This is a genomic window from Sphingosinicella terrae (assembly GCF_003347635.1).
Classification (GTDB): domain Bacteria; phylum Pseudomonadota; class Alphaproteobacteria; order Sphingomonadales; family Sphingomonadaceae; genus Allosphingosinicella; species Allosphingosinicella terrae.
Genome location: NZ_QDFY01000005.1, coordinates 121639 through 138150 on the forward strand (window position 1 = coordinate 121639; position 16512 = coordinate 138150).

15 protein-coding genes are annotated in these 16512 nt (G+C 70.6%); 10 read left to right on the forward strand and 5 right to left on the reverse strand.

The features are described from left to right. Positions 1–37 precede the first annotated feature (37 nt). The 8 genes from DDE10_RS12560 to DDE10_RS12595 all read left to right on the forward strand — a co-directional run bounded on the left by DDE10_RS12560 (position 38) and on the right by DDE10_RS12595 (position 9215). A complete protein-coding gene (locus tag DDE10_RS12560) occupies positions 38–463 on the forward strand; it encodes a DUF1801 domain-containing protein (protein WP_114953124.1) in 426 nt (141 codons plus the stop codon). Between the two features lie 136 nt (positions 464–599). Continuing rightward, positions 600–1016 (forward strand): BlaI/MecI/CopY family transcriptional regulator, encoded by a 417-nt coding sequence (locus DDE10_RS12565; protein WP_114953125.1) that lies wholly within the window; start codon positions 600–602, stop codon positions 1014–1016. Next, the gene (locus DDE10_RS12570; protein ID WP_114953126.1) at positions 1013–2728 is read left to right on the forward strand and encodes a M56 family metallopeptidase; all 1716 of its coding nucleotides are present in this window, start codon (positions 1013–1015) and stop codon (positions 2726–2728) included. Before DDE10_RS12565 ends, DDE10_RS12570 begins: the two co-directional genes overlap by 4 nt. A 283-nt stretch (positions 2729–3011) precedes the next feature. Next, positions 3012–4721: an N-acyl-D-amino-acid deacylase family protein gene (locus tag DDE10_RS12575; RefSeq protein WP_114953250.1), complete on the forward strand. Its 1710-nt coding sequence runs from the start codon at positions 3012–3014 to the stop codon at positions 4719–4721. Between the two features lie 51 nt (positions 4722–4772). Then, a complete protein-coding gene (locus tag DDE10_RS12580) occupies positions 4773–6173 on the forward strand; it encodes a M20/M25/M40 family metallo-hydrolase (RefSeq protein WP_114953127.1) in 1401 nt (466 codons plus the stop codon). A 160-nt stretch (positions 6174–6333) separates the two neighbouring features. After that, positions 6334–7452 (forward strand): type III polyketide synthase, encoded by a 1119-nt coding sequence (locus DDE10_RS12585; protein ID WP_284734634.1) that lies wholly within the window; start codon positions 6334–6336, stop codon positions 7450–7452. A gap of 42 nt (positions 7453–7494) precedes the next feature. Continuing rightward, positions 7495–8151 carry a methyltransferase domain-containing protein gene (locus tag DDE10_RS12590; protein WP_114953129.1) on the forward strand — a complete coding sequence of 219 codons (657 nt, stop codon included), beginning with the start codon at positions 7495–7497 and terminating at the stop codon, positions 8149–8151. After that, entirely contained in the window at positions 8130–9215 is a 1086-nt protein-coding gene (locus DDE10_RS12595; protein WP_114953130.1) for an NAD(P)/FAD-dependent oxidoreductase, read from the forward strand. The genes DDE10_RS12590 and DDE10_RS12595 overlap by 22 nt, the downstream gene beginning before the upstream one ends. 96 nt (positions 9216–9311) lie before the next feature. Here the strand turns inward: DDE10_RS12595 and DDE10_RS12600 are convergent, their stop codons facing one another. The 4 genes from DDE10_RS12600 to DDE10_RS12610 all read right to left on the reverse strand — a co-directional run bounded on the left by DDE10_RS12600 (position 9312) and on the right by DDE10_RS12610 (position 13199). Beyond that, positions 9312–10271 (reverse strand): cell wall hydrolase, encoded by a 960-nt coding sequence (locus tag DDE10_RS12600; protein WP_114953131.1) that lies wholly within the window; start codon positions 10269–10271, stop codon positions 9312–9314. A 143-nt stretch (positions 10272–10414) separates the two neighbouring features. Next, entirely contained in the window at positions 10415–10570 is a 156-nt protein-coding gene (locus DDE10_RS23475; protein WP_162806594.1) for a hypothetical protein, read from the reverse strand. Positions 10571–11170: 600 nt separating this feature from the next. Then, a complete protein-coding gene (locus tag DDE10_RS12605; RefSeq protein ID WP_114953132.1) occupies positions 11171–11911 on the reverse strand; it encodes a LytR/AlgR family response regulator transcription factor in 741 nt (246 codons plus the stop codon). Next, positions 11904–13199 (reverse strand): sensor histidine kinase, encoded by a 1296-nt coding sequence (locus tag DDE10_RS12610; RefSeq protein ID WP_284734635.1) that lies wholly within the window; start codon positions 13197–13199, stop codon positions 11904–11906. Before DDE10_RS12610 ends, DDE10_RS12605 begins: the two co-directional genes overlap by 8 nt. 314 nt (positions 13200–13513) lie before the next feature. Between DDE10_RS12610 and DDE10_RS12615 the strand changes: the two genes are divergently transcribed. Continuing rightward, positions 13514–14062: a hypothetical protein gene (locus DDE10_RS12615; RefSeq protein WP_114953133.1), complete on the forward strand. Its 549-nt coding sequence runs from the start codon at positions 13514–13516 to the stop codon at positions 14060–14062. 81 nt (positions 14063–14143) lie between these two features. Here DDE10_RS12615 and DDE10_RS12620 read toward each other — a convergent pair whose 3' ends face one another. After that, positions 14144–15553 carry a glutamate ligase domain-containing protein gene (locus tag DDE10_RS12620; protein ID WP_114953134.1) on the reverse strand — a complete coding sequence of 470 codons (1410 nt, stop codon included), beginning with the start codon at positions 15551–15553 and terminating at the stop codon, positions 14144–14146. Positions 15554–15630: 77 nt separating this feature from the next. Between DDE10_RS12620 and DDE10_RS12625 the strand changes: the two genes are divergently transcribed. Beyond that, positions 15631–16449 (forward strand): LD-carboxypeptidase, encoded by an 819-nt coding sequence (locus tag DDE10_RS12625; RefSeq protein ID WP_114953135.1) that lies wholly within the window; start codon positions 15631–15633, stop codon positions 16447–16449. Positions 16450–16512 lie beyond the last annotated feature (63 nt).

Sequence of the window (16512 nt, forward strand, 5' to 3'; positions counted from 1 at the left end):
TCCTCTAGGATGAGGCGTCAGATCAGGAGACAGGGAGATGGCGGAGACCAAGACCAAGGCCCATGCCGCCAGTGTCGACGATTTCCTCGCCGCCGTCGCGGATCCGCAGAAGCGCGAGGACGCCGGCAAGATCCGGGCGATGATGGAGCGCCTGTCCGGCGAGCCGGCGACGATGTGGGGGCCGAGCATCGTCGGCTTCGGCCGCTACCATTATCGCTACGACAGCGGCCATGAAGGCGACATGTGCCGCACCGGCTTCTCGCCCCGCGCGAAGGAGATCGTCCTCTACGTCACCGACGGCTTTCCCCGCCACCAGGCGCTGATGGATCGCCTCGGCAAATACCGGACCGGCAAGTCCTGCCTGTACATCAAGCGGCTGTCCGACGTCGACGAATCGGTGCTGGAAGCGCTCGTGGCCGAGTCGCTCGACCATATGCGCGAGAAATATCCCGACGGCGCCTGATCCGCCCACAGGCGACGTTCGACGGCCCCATTCATCCAGGCTTCACCTTGCGAGGCCGAAACGAAGGAAGCCAGCGACGAAACGACTTGATTCCTGCTACAAACGTGGCATGCTACAAGAGTAGCAGGTGAGGAACATGATCGATTCACTTCCCCGTCGCGAACGCGAGATCTTCGAATTGCTGTGCAGCGCCGGCGAGGCGACTGCAGCCGAGATTCGATCGGCCATGGCCGATCCGCCCAGCTATTCGGCGGTGCGGACCTTGCTCGCCCGGCTCGAGGCGCGCGGCCTCGTCCGCCACCATGCGATCGACCAGGCCTATGTCTACAAGAGCGTGCCGCAGCCCGCCAAGGTGCGGGAATCCGCGTTGAAGCAGATGGTGCGCACCTTCTTCGACGGATCGGCGGCGAGCGCGGCCACCGCCCTGCTCGGCCTGACCAAGAGCCTGTCGCCCGACGAGGCCGCCGCCCTCAGGCAGGCGATCGACGAGGCCCGGATCGAGGGGGCCCGGATCGACGAAGACGGCAACCCCGAAGCCATGGAGCGCGAATGATGTTCCTCTCCTTCTTTGCCGAAATGGCGTGGAAGTCGGCGCTGGTCGCCGGCGCCGCCTTGCTCCTCGCCCACGCGCTGCGGTCGCGTTCCGCCGCGGACCGAACCCTGGTGCTTCGGATCGGCGTCATCCTGCTGCTGCTGCTGCCGGTGCTGGCGCTGGCGCTGCCGTCGCTCGAGATCGTCGCCTTCGCCGCGCCGGAGCCGCTGCCGCCGGTGCCGTACAGCGTCCCCGAGCTCCAGCTTGCCGGTTTCGGCGGGATGTCCTCGCCGGCGCTCGAGCCCACCATCTGGGACGATCCGACCCCCCTCGTCGTCCTCGCCTATCTCGGCGGGCTGGCCATGGTCGGCGCGCGGCTCGTCGCCGGACTGTGGACGCTGCGCCGCTGGACCCGCGCCGCGCGTCCGGTGGAATGCCCGGAATGGCTCGCCGCCTTCGACCGGGTGCGCTGGTCGGCCGATTGCGCCGAGCATGTCCGCCTGCTCGTCTCCGACGAGGTCGCCTCGCCGCTGAGCTGGGGCTGGCGCCGGCCGATCGTGCTGATCGACCGGGACACGCTCGACCAGCCCGACGATGCCGAGGCGATCCTGGCCCATGAGGTCGCCCATGTCGCCCGCCGCGACTGGCCGGTGCTGATCCTGGCGCGCACGGCCGCCACGCTCTTCTGGTTCAATCCGCTCGCCTGGGTGCTCGAGCGGGAGGTCGTCCAGCAGGCCGAGGAAGCGGCCGACTGCGAGGCCGCCGCGCGAGTCGAGCCGGCGCGCTATGCCGAGACGCTGGTGAGCTGGGCCCAGGCCAATGCGATGGTGCCGGCGAACAGCATCGCGCCGTCGGCGCGGGCGCTGGGCCGGCGCGTTCGGGCGGTGCTCGACCGGCGGCTGCGCGAACGCCCCTCGGGCTCGGCCTGGACCGCGCTCGCCATCCTCTCCTGCCTGGGTCTCGGCGCCCCGGTCGCGGCGATGCAGCTGGTCGCGGCCGAGCCGCCGGCGCCGCCCGCCGCCCTGTCGCCGCCTTCCGCTCCGGCGGCGCCCGGCGTGATGGCCGTGCCGGTCCCGCCGAGCACGCTGGCCGCGCCCGAAGCCCCCAGGGCTCCGGCCGCTCCGACGGCGCCGGACGCACCGGAAGCGCCTGCCGCCCCGGGCGCGCACCGCGCCTTCACCGTGGTCATCCCCGAAATGCCGGACCTGGAGCCGGTCCTGGCCGAGGTCCCGGCGATCGTGGCGTCCGCCATGGCGGGGATCGACCGCGAGGAGATGGACCGGGCGCTGCGCGAGGCCCAGCGGGAAATGCGCCAAGCCCACCGCGTCAACCGGCGCGAGCTGGAGCGGGCGATGCGCGAGGCGCGGCGCGCCCAGGCGCAGGCCCGGACGGTCAGCCGCGCGGAGATCGAATTGGCGATGCGCGGGGCACAGCGCGCGGTCCGCGCCGCGCCGGCCGCGGCGGCCGTCTCGATGATGCACGGCGCCGCCGGCATGGAGCATGGTGCCGCCGGCATGGAGGACGGCGCCCGCCGGATGGAGCGGGAAGCGGCGAGGCTCGAGGATCCGGACTATCGCGAGCGCGCCATCGCCCGCGCCCGCGCCCATGGCGAGACCGTCACCCATGAGGACCTAGTCGAGGCCGCCGAAGGCCTTCGCGAAGGCGCCGAGGGCATGCGGGAAGGCGCGCGCGAGATGCGCGAGGCCGCGGAGCGGATGCGCCGCGAGCATTGAGATCCGGCTTCGGCGGGCAGCCTCGCAGCCCGCCGAAGGCCAAGGGAGGGAATGGCGGGCGGCTGCTGGGCCGTCCGCCATTCTTTTCGCTTGAGGCGCCGCCGCTTCTCCACCATCCCAGTGCGAGGCGCCGGGAAGCGCGCCCGCACAGGGGGTCTCATGATCGGAAAGGCCATCACCTTCGCCGGCGCCGACGTGGTCGGCGCGGTCGCCATCGTCCATGCGATCGACGATCCGGTCGAGGAATGACGGCGCGCGACATGGGCAGGGCCGCCGCCCGGTGATGCGCGCCCGAACAGCGCTGGCGGTGCTCGCCTGCTGGCTCGCGGCAGCCTGCGCCTCGGCGCCGCCGGCAGCGCCGGCCTATGACCTCGTCATCCGCGGCGGCACCCTCTACGACGGCAGCGGCGCCGCGCCCTTTGTCGGCGACGTCGCGATCCAGGACGACCGCATCGCCTATGTCGGGCCGTCGGCGCCGGGGACGGGCCGGCGGGAAGTGACGGCAAACGGCCTCGCCGTCGCCCCCGGCTTCATCAACATGCTCAGCTGGTCGACCGAGTCGCTGATCGAGGACGGCCGCAGCCAGAGCGAGATCCGCCAGGGCGTCACCCTCCAGGTAATGGGCGAAGGCTCGTCGATGGGACCGCTCAACGACGAGATGAAGCGGCTGGAGCAGTCGCGCCAGGGCGACATACGCTATCCGATCGCCTGGACCAGCCTCGGCGAGTATCTCGAGCATCTCGAGCGGCGCGGCGTCTCGACCAATGTCGCGAGCTTCGTCGGCGCGGCGACGGTGAGGGTCCACGAGCTCGGCGAGGACGACGTCGATCCCGATGCGGCGCAGCTCGCCCGGATGCGCGCGCTCGTCCGTGCGGCGATGGACGAGGGGGCGATGGGCGTCGGCAGCTCGCTCATCTACGCGCCCGGCAGCTTCGCCGAGACCGACGAGCTCGTCGCCCTGGTCGAGGAGGCCGGGCGTTGCGGCGGCATGTACGTCACCCACATGCGATCGGAGGGGGATTCCATCCTCCGATCGATCGACGAGGTGGTCGAGATCGCCCGCCGCAGCGGCGCACCGGCGGAGATCTACCATCTCAAGCTCGCCGGCCGCGACAATTGGCGGCTCTATCCGGAGGTGATCGCGCGGATCGAGGCGGCGCGCGCCGCCGGCCTTCGCATCACCGCCGACATGTATACCTATACCGCCGGCGCCACCGGCCTCGACGCGGCGATGCCGCTCTGGGTGCAGGCGGGCGGCCAGGAAGCGTGGATCGCACGCCTTCGCGATCCGGCGATCCGTGCCCGCGTCGCCGAGGAGATGCGCCGGCCCGGCCAGGGCTGGGAGAATCTCTATCATGGCGCCGGGGCGGGGGGCGTCCTGCTCAGCCAGTTCCGCAATCCGGCGCTGCGCGAGCTCGCCGGCAAGACCCTCGCCGAGGTCGCGGCAATGCGCGGCAAGAGCCCCGAGGAGACGGCGATGGACCTCGTCGTCGAAGACGAGAGCCGGGTCGGGGCGATCTATTTCCTGATGTCGGAGGACAATGTCCGCCGCCAGATCGCTTTGCCCTGGATGAGCTTCGGCTCCGACGCGGCCAGCATGGCGACCGAGGGCGTGTTCCTGAACGGCCACCCGCACCCGCGCGCCTACGGTAATTTCGCGCGGCTGCTCGGCCGCTACGTCCGCGACGAGCGGATCATCCCGCTCGAGGAGGCGGTGCGGCGGCTGACCTCGCTGCCCGCCGCCAATCTCGGGATTGCGGACCGCGGCGCGCTGCGCGCCGGCCATTTCGCCGATATCGCGGTGTTCGACCCCAATATGATCGCCGACCGCGCCACCTTCGAGGCACCCCACGCCTACGCGGTCGGCATGCGCCACGTCTTCGTCAACGGCGTCCAGGTGCTCGCCGACGGCGCGCATGTCGGGGCGACCCCGGGACGGTTCGTGCGCGGCCCCGGCTGGCGGCGATGCCGGGCAGCGGCTTCCGCCGGCTGACATGGCGGCTCGCTTCGACGCTCATCCTTCCAAACGGTCAGGGGAACCGACATGTCCAGATTTCTGACCCTGCTCGCGATCGCCGCCGCGGCCCTGGCGCCGCTGGCGGCCGCGCCGGCCGCGGCGCAGGACGCGCCCCACCAGCGCCAGGCGCGGGCCGTGCTCGAGCGCCTGGTCACCTTCCGCAGCGCCGCCGGCCACGCCCAGGTGCCGGCCATGGCCGACTATATCGTCGAGACGCTCCGCGCCGGCGGCTTCCCGGCGGAGGACATCGTCCGGCTGCCCCATGACGACACGGTCGGGCTGCTCGTGCGGGTGCCGGGCCGCGATCCCTCCGCCCGGCCCTTGCTCTTCTCCGGCCACATGGACGTCGTCGACGCGCGGCCCGAGGACTGGGAGCGCGATCCGTTCCGGCTCATCGAGGAGAATGGCTATCTGTTCGGCCGCGGCGTGGAGGACAACAAGACCGGCATCGCCTCGATGGTGTCGGCCCTGCTGCGAATGCGCGCCGACGGCTTCCGCCCGCGCCGGACCCTGGTCTTCGCCTTCGTCGGCGACGAGGAGACGACGTTCGGCACGACCCGGCTGATCGCCGCCCATCCCTGGGTGCGAAGCGCCGAATATGCAATCAACACCGATGCCGGCGGCGGCGGCCTTGCGCCCGACGGGCGTGCCCTGGTCTACCTCGTCCAGGGCGCCGAGAAGACCTACGCCACCTTCCGCCTGACCGCGACCAATCCGGGCGGCCATTCCAGCCGTCCCCGCCGCGACAATGCGATCTACGATCTTTCTCGCGCCCTGCTGCGGGTGGAGCAATATCGCTTCCCCGCCATGGCGAACGCGCTGACCCGGGCCTATCTCGGCACGCTTGCCGGCCTGGTCACGGGCGAGGCCGGGGCGGCGCTTCGCGCCTTCGCCGACGATCCAAGCGACGCCACCGCCGAGGCGCTCTACGATTCGGCGGAATATGTCGGCGCCACCCGGACGACCTGCGTCGCCACCATGGCCGAAGCCGGCCATGCCGAGAATGCGCTGCCGCAGCGCGCTTCGGCGATGGTCAATTGCCGCATCTTCCCCGGCGTCGAGGTGGAGGCGGTCCGAACCGCCCTGGCGGAGGCCGTCGCCAATCCCGCCATCGCCGTCGAGACCACCGGCGATCCGGAGACGGGGCCGGTCTCGGAAATGCGCGAGGACGTGATGGCGGCGATCGCCCGATCGGTCCACCGCCGCCATCCGGACATACCGATCTCGCCCTATCTCGAGGCCGGCGCCACCGACGGCGTCGTCTACCGCACCGCCGGCATTCCCACCTTCGGGACCTCGGGCATCTTCGTGAAGCCGGACGAGATCTTCGCCCACGGTCTCAACGAGCGGATCCCGGTCGCGAGCTTCTACGAGGCGATCGACCATGTCCACGATCTCGCCGTCGATCTCGGCGGCGACGGGCGATAGCGGGAACTTCCCGCCGCGGGGGGCCTTCTATCCAGGCGTGCCCGGCGGCGGGGGCGCTCCGCCGAAAAGGATTCGGAATCGGCGGAGGAACGGACTAGTTTCATCCCGCAACGGTCCGCGTGCCGCGGCGCCGGATCGCCGGCGGCGGAAGGAGATCGAGGTGGCTCAAGCCCGTGCCTATATCAACGCCGTGGCCGGCGCCGTTCCCGGGCACGACGTGCACCGGCTGTTCATCGACTGGGCCGAGGGCCAGGTCGAGGATCCGCGTCTCCGCAAATTGTTCCTGCGCATGGCCGATCGGTCGGGGATCGAGCATCGCTGGTCGGTGCTTCCGGAGCCGCCCGACGGCGGCCGTCCGATCTTCTACACCGGCGACTCCCCCGCCACCTCGGCGCGCATGGCCTGCTATGCCGAGGAAGCGCCGCGGCTGGCGCTGGCGGCGATCGCCAATTTGCGCGAACGGATCGGAATCGAGGGCGTCACCCATCTCGTCGTCGCCAGCTGCACCGGCTTCGTCGCCCCCGGCATCGACCAGATCATCGCCCGTGAGCTCGGACTCGGCCATGTCGAGCGCACCCTGGTCGGCTTCATGGGCTGCTACGCCGCCGTCTCGGCGCTGCGCGTCGCGCATCATATCGTCCGCTCCGAACCGGAGGCGCGGGTGCTCGCGGTCACCGTCGAGTTGTGCTCGCTGCATCTCCAGGAGACGCAGGCGCTGGAATCGCTGCTGGCCATGCTCCAGTTCAGCGACGGTGCCGCCGCCGCCTTGGTCACCTCGGATCCGCAGGGATTCGAGATGAGCCATCTCTTCGCCGCCGCTCTTCCCGAGTCGAACGAGCTGATCCAGTGGAAGATCGGCGACACCGGCTTCGAGATGACGCTGTCGGGCGAGGTGCCGGGCCGGATCGCCGCCGCGCTCGACGATCCGGACGTGCGGGCCCGGCTCTACAATGGCTGGTCGCCCGACGAGATCGACAGCTGGGCGGTCCATGCCGGCGGCCGCTCGATCCTCGACGCGGTGGAGAAGGGGCTAGACCTCCCGCAAGGCGCCCTGTTCGCATCGCGCGACATCCTCGCCCGATACGGCAACATGTCCTCCTCGACCCTGATGTTCGTGCTCGCCGAGCTGCTCGGCCGGCCGGACGTGCGCAAGGGCGTCGCCATCGCCTTCGGGCCGGGCCTGGCGGCAGAGGGCTTCCATTTCGAGAGAGTAGGGGAAGCGGCCCCCATCGCAACCGATACCCTCTCCCTGGAGGGGGAGGGCTCTTCGAGGGGGTAGGGCGTGCCTTCCCTGGCCGCCCGTATCCGCACCGAGGAGCAGATGGACGATCCGGCGCTCGATCCCGCCGTCTACGACCTCGTCCTGCGCGATCTCGACCGGGTGAACGGCTGGACCTTCGCTCGGCGGCCGACCTTGTCCTTCCTCGCCCGGGCGACGTTGGGGCTCGACCGCTTCAGGCTGCTCGATGTCGGCTTCGGCCATGGCGACATGCTTCGCGCCATCGGACGCTGGGCCCGCGGCCGCGGGCTCGAGGCCGAGCTGATCGGAATCGACCTCAACCCGCGCAGCGAGGCGGCGGCGCGGGTGGCGACTCCGCCCGGCCTCGCGATCGACTACCGGACCGGCGACTATGCCGCGCTGGAGGAACCGTTCGACCTCATCGTCAGCAGCCTCGTCGCCCATCACATGACGGACGCGCAGCTGCGCGATTTCCTCCGCTTCATGGAAAGGACCGCCCGCCGCGGCTGGCTGGTCAACGACCTCCATCGCCACGCCTTCGCCTATCACGGCTACCCCCTTCTCGCCCGCCTGCTCGGCGCCCACCGCATCGTCCGCGAGGACGGCCAGCTCTCCATCGCGCGCGCCTTCCGGCCGTCCGAATGGGCGGAGATGCTCGCCGCAGCCGGCGTGCCCGCCGGCACCGCCCGCATCGTCCGCCGGGCACCCTTTCGCCTGTGCGTCGAGCGGCTGCGCTGATCGTCGGCGGCGGCCCCGCCGGGTCCGCCGCCGCCATCGTCCTCGCCCGCGGCGGCGTGCGGGCCGAACTCCACGAGCGCAGCCGCGGCGACCGCGACGTCGTCTGCGGCGGCTTTCTCGGCTGGGATGCCATTGCCCGGCTGCGGCGGCTGGGCGTCGAACCGGAGACTCTCGGCGCCCGGCCGATCCGCCGGCTGCGGCTCTGCGCGGGCGGGGCGCAGGTCGAGACGACGCTGCCGTCGCTCGCCGCCGGCCTTTCGCGCCGGCGCCTCGATTCCGCCTTGCTCGCCGCCGCCGAGCAGGCGGGGACCCGGGTCGTCCGCGGTCACGCTGCCCGCGCGGTCGAGGCGGCGGCGGTGCGCTTCGACGACGGGGAGTCGGTGACGGCGGACGCGTTGTTCCTCGCCACCGGCAAGCATGAGCTTCGCGGCGCAGCGCGGCCGGTCCCGTCCGGCACGGTGGCTGCCGCGGGGCTGCGCACTGCCCTGCCGCCGCGGCCGGAGCTCGAGCGCGCCTTGGCCGAAACGATCGAGCTTCATCTGTTCGACGGCGGCTATGCCGGGCTGCTGCTCCAGGAGGACGGTTCCGCCAATCTCTGCCTGTCGATCGCCCGGGCCCGGCTCGCCGCCGCCGCCGGCCCGACGGCGCTCTTCGCCGAGCTGGCGGCGGAATCCCCGATCTTCGCCCGCCGGCTGGACGGGTTCCTGCCGGAACGATGGGACGCCGTTGCCGGCGTGCCTTATGGCTGGCGTGCGCGCGCGGGCGAGGCCGGCCTGTTCCGGGTCGGCGACCAGGCGGCGGTCATCGCGTCGCTCGCCGGCGACGGCATCGCGATCGCCCTGGCCAGCGGCGAGGCGGCGGCGCACGCCCTCCTCGCCGGCGGGCCCGATGCCGCTTCGGGCTATCAGGCTGCCTTCGCCCGGCAGGCGGCGCGCCCGGTGAGGCTCGCGGAGCTGTTCCGCCGATCGGCCGAGCGCGCGTCGTCCCGGCGGCCGATGATGCGGCTGCTGCGGCTGGTGCCGGGCGCCGCCGGCATCGCCGCGCGCCTTACCCGGATCGGCTAGGCCGGATGATCTGATTGCCTCAGACCATCCGGTCTGGCAGCTTGATATGTCGCGACTTTCGGGTCGTCGGACGATCCCGTCCGGCGGCAAGTCGCTTTAGCGACCGGCGAGCGCCGCCGGCGCATCGTCGCGCCATTGGCCGCTATTGCGATATTCCTCGCGGATGGTGGATTCGGGCAGATCCGCCGCTTCCCAGCGTGGATCAGGGGCGATGTCCGACGGGATCGGCGCAGGCCGCGCCGCCGTTGCAGTCGTCGCCATAGGCGCAGTCGGGGCAGCCGCGGCGTAACGGGGGAAGAGGATCGCCGACGGACGCGGCAGCGGCTCGCTTCCTGCGTAGGCGGCGGTGAAGGCCGGCGTTTCGCCGGCCGGCCCGGGCAGCCGGTAGAAGGCGTGGGCGCCGATCGACAAGGTCGGCTGCAGCCGCGGCGCCCAGGACGGCGAGACCGCGTGGGTGTGGTAATGCGTCGAATTGCCCACAGCCGCGTGGACGCGCCCGGCCAGCGCTTCCGCCGCAAGCGCCCGCGCCCGTGCCCAGGCGATGCCGCCCGCCGGGCGGCCCAGCGATCCGTCGCAGGTGAAGGTGAACTGGCAGCCGCCGCCCGGCCGCATCGGCCCCTGATAGACCACGCCGCAGACGCTGTTCGGCCAGGCGGGATGGCGGACCCGGTTCAGCACCACCTGGGCGACGGCGCGCTGGCCGTCCTCGCTTTCCGAAGCGGCCTCGTAATAGACGGCCTGGGCGAGGCAATCGAGCGAGCGCAGCTGATCGGTCGCGGTCCGGCCGCGGAAGGCGAAGCCGTCGCCGCCTTCGGCAAGCGCCGAGAGGATCGCCTGGGTCCGGGCGAGAAATTCCGCCGCGGCGGGATCGGATGCGAGGTCGGAGGCGCTGAGGGTCTGCGCCTCCGCCTGGATGCCGGACGGCGCGATCAGGGCGACGCGCTCCTCGACGGGGACGCAGGAGACGCTGGCGGCGGTGAGCGCGAGCAAAGGCCAGCGCCATCGCCGGGCTCCCTCGCTCCTGCCGTTCCTGCCTTGCGATACGCCCAACGCCATGCCTGAATCCACCCGAAACGACGCTTCCGGAAGAGGCACTTAGCGTCATCGCCGCATCGGCGCGCGACCTGATTTCGAGCCGTCCCAGCCAGGGACAGACGTATCGGAAAGGTTTCCGTCAACGCCGCTCGGGCGCAATCCCCTCAATCGGATCGCGTCGTGCTCTTGCGGCTCGGAGTCCCGCCCTTCAGCTTGTCGCCGGTGATCGCCGCTCCGCTATGGCCCTTGGCCTGCTCCGCCTCGCGCAATGTGGGGTTCCTGTTGTTGTTCTTGCCTTCGGCGCCGCTGTGCTCGCGCATTGCGTCTCTCCTTGCTTGCCTCGCGCCAACCAACGAACCGGCCCCGGCGCAAGTTGCCGCGCCTAGAGTCTGTCCTGGTCAGGTGGAAGCGCCGTGACGGAGCCGATTTCGGTTCAGGTCGAGGAGCGATGGGGGAGCGATGCTGACGCATCGTGACCGACGAGCGACGCTGATCCTGGGCCGAAAGCGGTCCGCCGCCGGAGGCGGTCGCCCGAGGAGGCGCGCTGGAGGGCGTCGCTTGCTTGCGCGTAGCCCCGCTACGCGACTGCGCCGCGCTCCTCCCCAGCGCGCCTCCTCGGGCGATCCCGGCACATCCACCTGACCAGGACAGACTCCAGCGCCCGGTCTCGTCGAGGCGCGGCGGCGCTTCGTCGAAGCGCCAGCGACGCGGCACAAGGCCGGGCGGAAGAAGGGCCGGACCGGCTATGGCGGTCTCGAGCCGAAACGGGGCGATCGTCCCGTCTGCCTCGCGGCGGGAGCGAGCTCGAGATCGTCCGAGCAGGTGAGCCGGGCCGCCAATGAGCCCACCGAGTGGTCCGGCTCCATCGGGAGGCGGCGGTGCCCCGCCGCCGCCTCCCGTAACGCCCGCCGTTCGAGGCCTCAGCGTCCGGCCAGCTTCTTCACCTGGTCGATATAGGATCGCCCGATGCGCTGCTCGCCGCCGTCCTTGAGCCGCGCGGTCCAATGGCCCGCTTCGTCCCGGTAGAGGCTGGTGATCGTGTCCCGCCGGAGGATCACCGACCGGTGGACGCGCAGGAACAAAGCCGGATCGAGATCCTCCTCCAGCTTGGCGATGGTGCGGTGAATCAGCCAGGAGCGGGCGCCGACGTGGAGGCGCATATAATCGCGCTCGGCCGTGACCCGGGCAATGTCCGAGGCGGCGATGCGCACCAGGCCGCTATGATCGGGTACCCAGAATTCCTCGACATGGGCCGGCATGCGGCGGCGACCGGCGCGGTCGCCCCCGGCGAGATGGTCGCGCACCCGGTCCAGCGCCCGTTCGAGCCGTTCGGGCTGGACCGGCTTCATCAGATAGTCGATCGCGGCGACGTCAAAGGCGGCGACCGCGAAGTTGTCGAAGGCGGTGACGAAGACGACAGCCGGATCGACGGCCGATTCCGAAAGCGCCCGGGCGACGTCGATCCCATCCATGCCGGGCATGGCGATGTCGAGCAGCACCAGATCGGGGCTGAGCGATTCGGCGATCTCGAGCGCGGCTTCTCCGTCATTGGCGGTGCCGACCACCTCCGTTCCGGGGAAGCGTCCGAGCAGCAGCTCGAGCCGCTCGACCGCGAGCGGCTCGTCGTCGACGAGGAGGATGCGCAGGTTCGTCTCAGCCATTGCGGATCACCGGCATGAAGATGTGGACGGTGAAACCGCCGTCCGGATCGGGGCCATGGAGGCAGCCGGCGCGCGAGCCGTAGCGGGCGGTCAGCCGGTCGCAGACGTTGCGCAGGCCGACCCCGGTGCCGGCCTCGCCGGCCTCGACCGCCGCTTCGCCGTCATCCTTGACCTTGAGGTGGAGCCGGCCGGCTTCCTCATGGGCCGTTATGCGGATCCGCACCGGCTTGCGCGACCGGGCCACGCCATATTTGACCGCATTCTCGACCACCGGCTGCAGGATCAGCACCGGCACGCGCGCCGCCAGCAGCGGCTCGGGGACGTCGATTTCGACCGACAGGCGTTTCGGGAACCGGATCTGCTCGATGTCCAGATAGAGTCGCTGAAGCTTGATCTCCTCATCGAGCGGCACGTCGGCGGTCGGATCGGCGGAGAGAGTGGCGCGGAAGAAGGTCGACAGGTTCATCAGCATCCGTTCGGCGACATCCGTCTTCTGCGCCAGGATCAGCGACGAGAGCGAGTTCAGCGTGTTGAACAGGAAGTGCGGGTTGATCTGGTAGCGCAGCGCCCGCAGCTGCGCCTCCTGCGCCTCGCGGGCGAGGGCACCGGCGCGGCGATCCGCGATCCGCAGCTGCCGGGCGTAGCTCATCGCGACGTAGAAGGCGGCCCAGGCCGCAAACAGGAAGTACCAGCTGAGCGCGCCCTCGACGACGCCGGTCCAGATCATCTCCCATTCGGTCATGTTCTGCATCGACGGGTCGGCCTTGGCCGCGTCGAGCGGGGCGAAGACGTAGAAGATGAAGGAATTGAACCCAGAGAACAGCATCGAGGCCGGGAGGCAGAGGATGCCCGCGACCAGCGCCTTGACGTTGAGGCTCGAATTGCGGGTCGGCCGGAGCGCCAGATAGACGAGGAAGGTGATCGCGGCGCCGACCAGTGTGGCTACGGCCCGACGCCCCAGCATTTCCCAGAAATCGGGAAACTGGACGACGAGCGCCCGAATCGTGATCAGGCTCATATAGAGGAGCCAGAAGGCGAGGATCGACTTCAGCGCCACGCCGAGGTCCGGCAGCCGTCGCGCGTCGACCTCGGGAAGCATCCTGTCCATGCCCCCTGTTAGCGCAGCGGCGTCGGCATGCGCCGGTGCGGCGGCAACATTGGCAGAAAGGCCGGCCTCGTTGGTCGAAAAGCCGGGCAGGGGACGACGATAACCGTACGCGTCGGCCTCGCCGAGCAGCGCTCCCGTCCCCTCGCCGGCGGACTCCCCCTGGTCCCGATTCACGCCCACGTCATGGTCATAGCACGCCCGGCAGGCGGACGTCAGCGGCCCGCCGGAGCCGCCTCGCCGGCCTTATCCACAGAATTCTGCTCCGGGAGATGTTCGTTCCGTCCGCGCAAGAAGCCAGCTTCCACGGTGCTTTGAGGGCCCGGCCTGTTGCCCCCGTGCGACACCGCGAGGCTCGTGCGACGAGCCGCGCCGATTTTGCCATTGCCGCGACAAATGAACCGTGATTCAATTCTGAACGGGGAGCGGGTTCTTGGTTAACGGCTTCGAAAGCCGGCTTGGTGCATGATCCCGCTGGGCAAAAGGAGTGTGGGATCATGAGCACGAGGACTCGACCGGCGAGCGGCGCGGTCGCCTTGGCTGAGATGAAGGAATTCGGGGGCTTCCCCAAGGGCACGCAGCGTTACATCCGCCGCTCGCTCGACGTCGGACTCGATCGCCGCGATGCGGTCAAGCGCTGGTCGCGCGACCCGGCCGAGGCCGCCAGTATCCGCGGCCAGCAGAGCGTCTACCGCCGCCTGGACCATATCCGCGCCTACGTCCCCGACGATAGCGGGCTGGACGCGATGGAGCCGCTGATGGCGCCGTTGGTGACCATGAGCGCTTTCGACCTCGGCCAGGACCGCCTGCCCGACTTCGCCTCCTACCGCTTCCTCTACGAGCGCCTGATCGGCGCGAGCGTGCGGCCGTGGCTCCCCGCCGCCTTCTGCGCAGCGGCCGCTTTGCCGCATCTTCATCCGGACCGCCGTCGGATCCTGCTTCAGTCGATCAGCGAGGCCGCCGCGACCGCACCAGGCTGGTCGAACCGCGAGCCGGTCTTCTTTCCGGAGTGGGTCGAGAAGGTCGACACGACCGTCGCCGGCTGATCCGGTATCAGGTTGCCGCTCTTCGGCGGGCCTTCGGGCCCGCCATTTTTTTTTGGCGGCCGACGGGAGACGACGGCCAGCTCAGCCGCGCGCGCGGATTCGCTTCACCAGATCTTCCGCGAACAGGGTGAGCGTATCGTCTCGTGCGCCCATGACGACGATCCGGTCACCGGATCGGGCGATCTCGGCCAGCCGGACGGCGCAGGCCTCGCGCTCCGGCACATGTTCCGCCTGCCGCCCGGCGGCGCGGACTCCTTCGACGATGTCGCCGCTGCCGACCTCGCGGCTGGTGGTACCGCCATAATAGACCGGGTCGGGCATGATCAGCACGTCCTCGGCGGCGAGCTCGGCGGCGAAGCCGGCGACGAGGGCTTCGCGCATCGTCCGCAAAGGCCCGTAGCCGTGCGGCTGGAAGAAGACCAGCAGCCGCCCGGGAAAGGCATGGAGCGTGCGCAGGGTCGCCGCGATCTTGTCGGGATTGTGCCCGAAATCGTCGACGACGGTGACTCCGCCGGCCTCGCCGACCCGCTCCAGCCGGCGGCGCAGCCCGGTGAAGCCGGCCAGCGCCTGCGCCGCCTCCGCCAGCGGGACGCCTGCCTCGACCGACGCCGCGAGCGCCGCCAGCGCATTCTGGGCATTGTGGAGGCCCGGCACCTGGAGCGCTACCGGGACGCTGGCGCCGGTGCGGCGGTCGCTCACCTCGAACGTCACCGCGAACGGCGCCTCGACCAGGCCCGATCCGAACAGGTCCGCCTCCGGACTGGCGAAGCCGTAGGTGACCAGGCGGTCCGCCGGCAGCGCGGCGGCGAGCAGCCGGGTCTCGTCGTCGTCGAGGTTGAGCACCACCGCCTCGGCCTTGGCGGCGAAATCGGCGAACAGGTGCCGAAGCTCGTCCAGCGACTTGTGGTCGAGGCTGACATTGTTCAGCAGCGCGATCCGGGGCCGGTAGAGCGCGATCGATCCGTCGCTCTCGTCCACCTCGCTGACGAAAGCATCGCCCCGGCCGACCAGGGCGCTGGCGAAAGGCTGGTCGGCGCTGACGAAGTTCTTCATCACCGCGCCGTTCATCACGGTGGGATCGCGGCCGGTGGCGTGGAGAATCCAGCCGATCATCCCGGTCACGGTCGACTTGCCGCTGGTCCCGCCGACGGCGATGCCGACCGGCGCGGCGTTGAACAGGTGGGCGAGCAGCTCGGGGCGGGTGACCCGCCGCGCGCCTATTTCCCTGGCGCGGACGACGTCGGGAACCGTTTCCTCGATCGCTGCCGAGGTGACGAGCAACTGGCCCGCATCGGCGAGGCCACTGCCGTCCTGCGGGAACAGGGCGATGCCGCGCGCCTTCAGGAATTCGAACTTCGGGGCGAGCCGTCCCTGATCGAGGGTCCGATCCGAGCCCGCCACAGCCGCGCCGCGGCCACGGACGATGAGGGCGAGCGGGAGCATGCCGCTGCCGCCGATGCCGCAGAAGAAATAGGATTTGGCGTCGCTCATCGCCCCGCCCTATTGGCAAGCGCGGCGGAGTTCAATTTGAAGCCGCGATCGGTATCGGGAATCGGAAGGCCTGAAATTTGCGCATAGGGATCGTCGCCCCCAGCTCGCGTTTCGACCGCACGACCGCCGATCGGGTCCAGGCGGTCGCCGCCGCCTGCCATCCGCGACTGGAGCTCGTCTTCCACCCCCAATGCTTCCTGTCCTGGCGGCACTTCGCGGGCACCGACGAGGAACGGGGCCAGGCGCTGGTCGACTATGCCAACGATCCGGGCCTGGACGCGATCTGGTTCGCGCGGGGCGGCTACGGCGCCTGCCGGATCGCCGAGGACGCGATCGGCCGGCTGGGGCCGAATGCGCGCGACAAGGCGTATCTCGGCTACAGCGATTCCGGCTATCTTCTCGCCGGCCTCCAGCGCGCCGGCTGCGCCGAGATCGCGCACGGACCGATGCCGCAGGACGTCACCCGCGACGGCGGCGAGGCGGCGGTTCGGCGCGCCCTCGCCTGGCTGGTCGAGCGCTCGCCGTCCGCTCTGGAGCCGGGACTGGATCCGGAGCGTCCCAACGCAGCATTCAACCTCACCGTGCTGAGCCAGCTCCTTGGCACGTCGCTCGAGCCAGACCTTTCCGGACACGTCCTCATCGTCGAGGAGGTTTCGGAGCAACTCTACCGGATCGACCGGTCACTGTTCCACCTGACCGGCAATCGCCTTTCGGCGGGGCTGGCCGGCCTGCGGCTCGGCCGATGCCGCGACGTGCCGCCCAACGACCCGGATTTCGGGGCCGACGAGGAGGAGATTGCCCGCTTTTGGTGCGCCCGTGCGGGCATCAACTGGTTGGGACGCGCCGATATCGGCCATGACGCGGACAACAAGGTGGTCCCCTTCGGGCGCCGCTGAGGCCTTGATCCACAGAAAAACCCTCAGGGGCGCATGGAATTGCGTCCGAGCGAGCGACTGGCA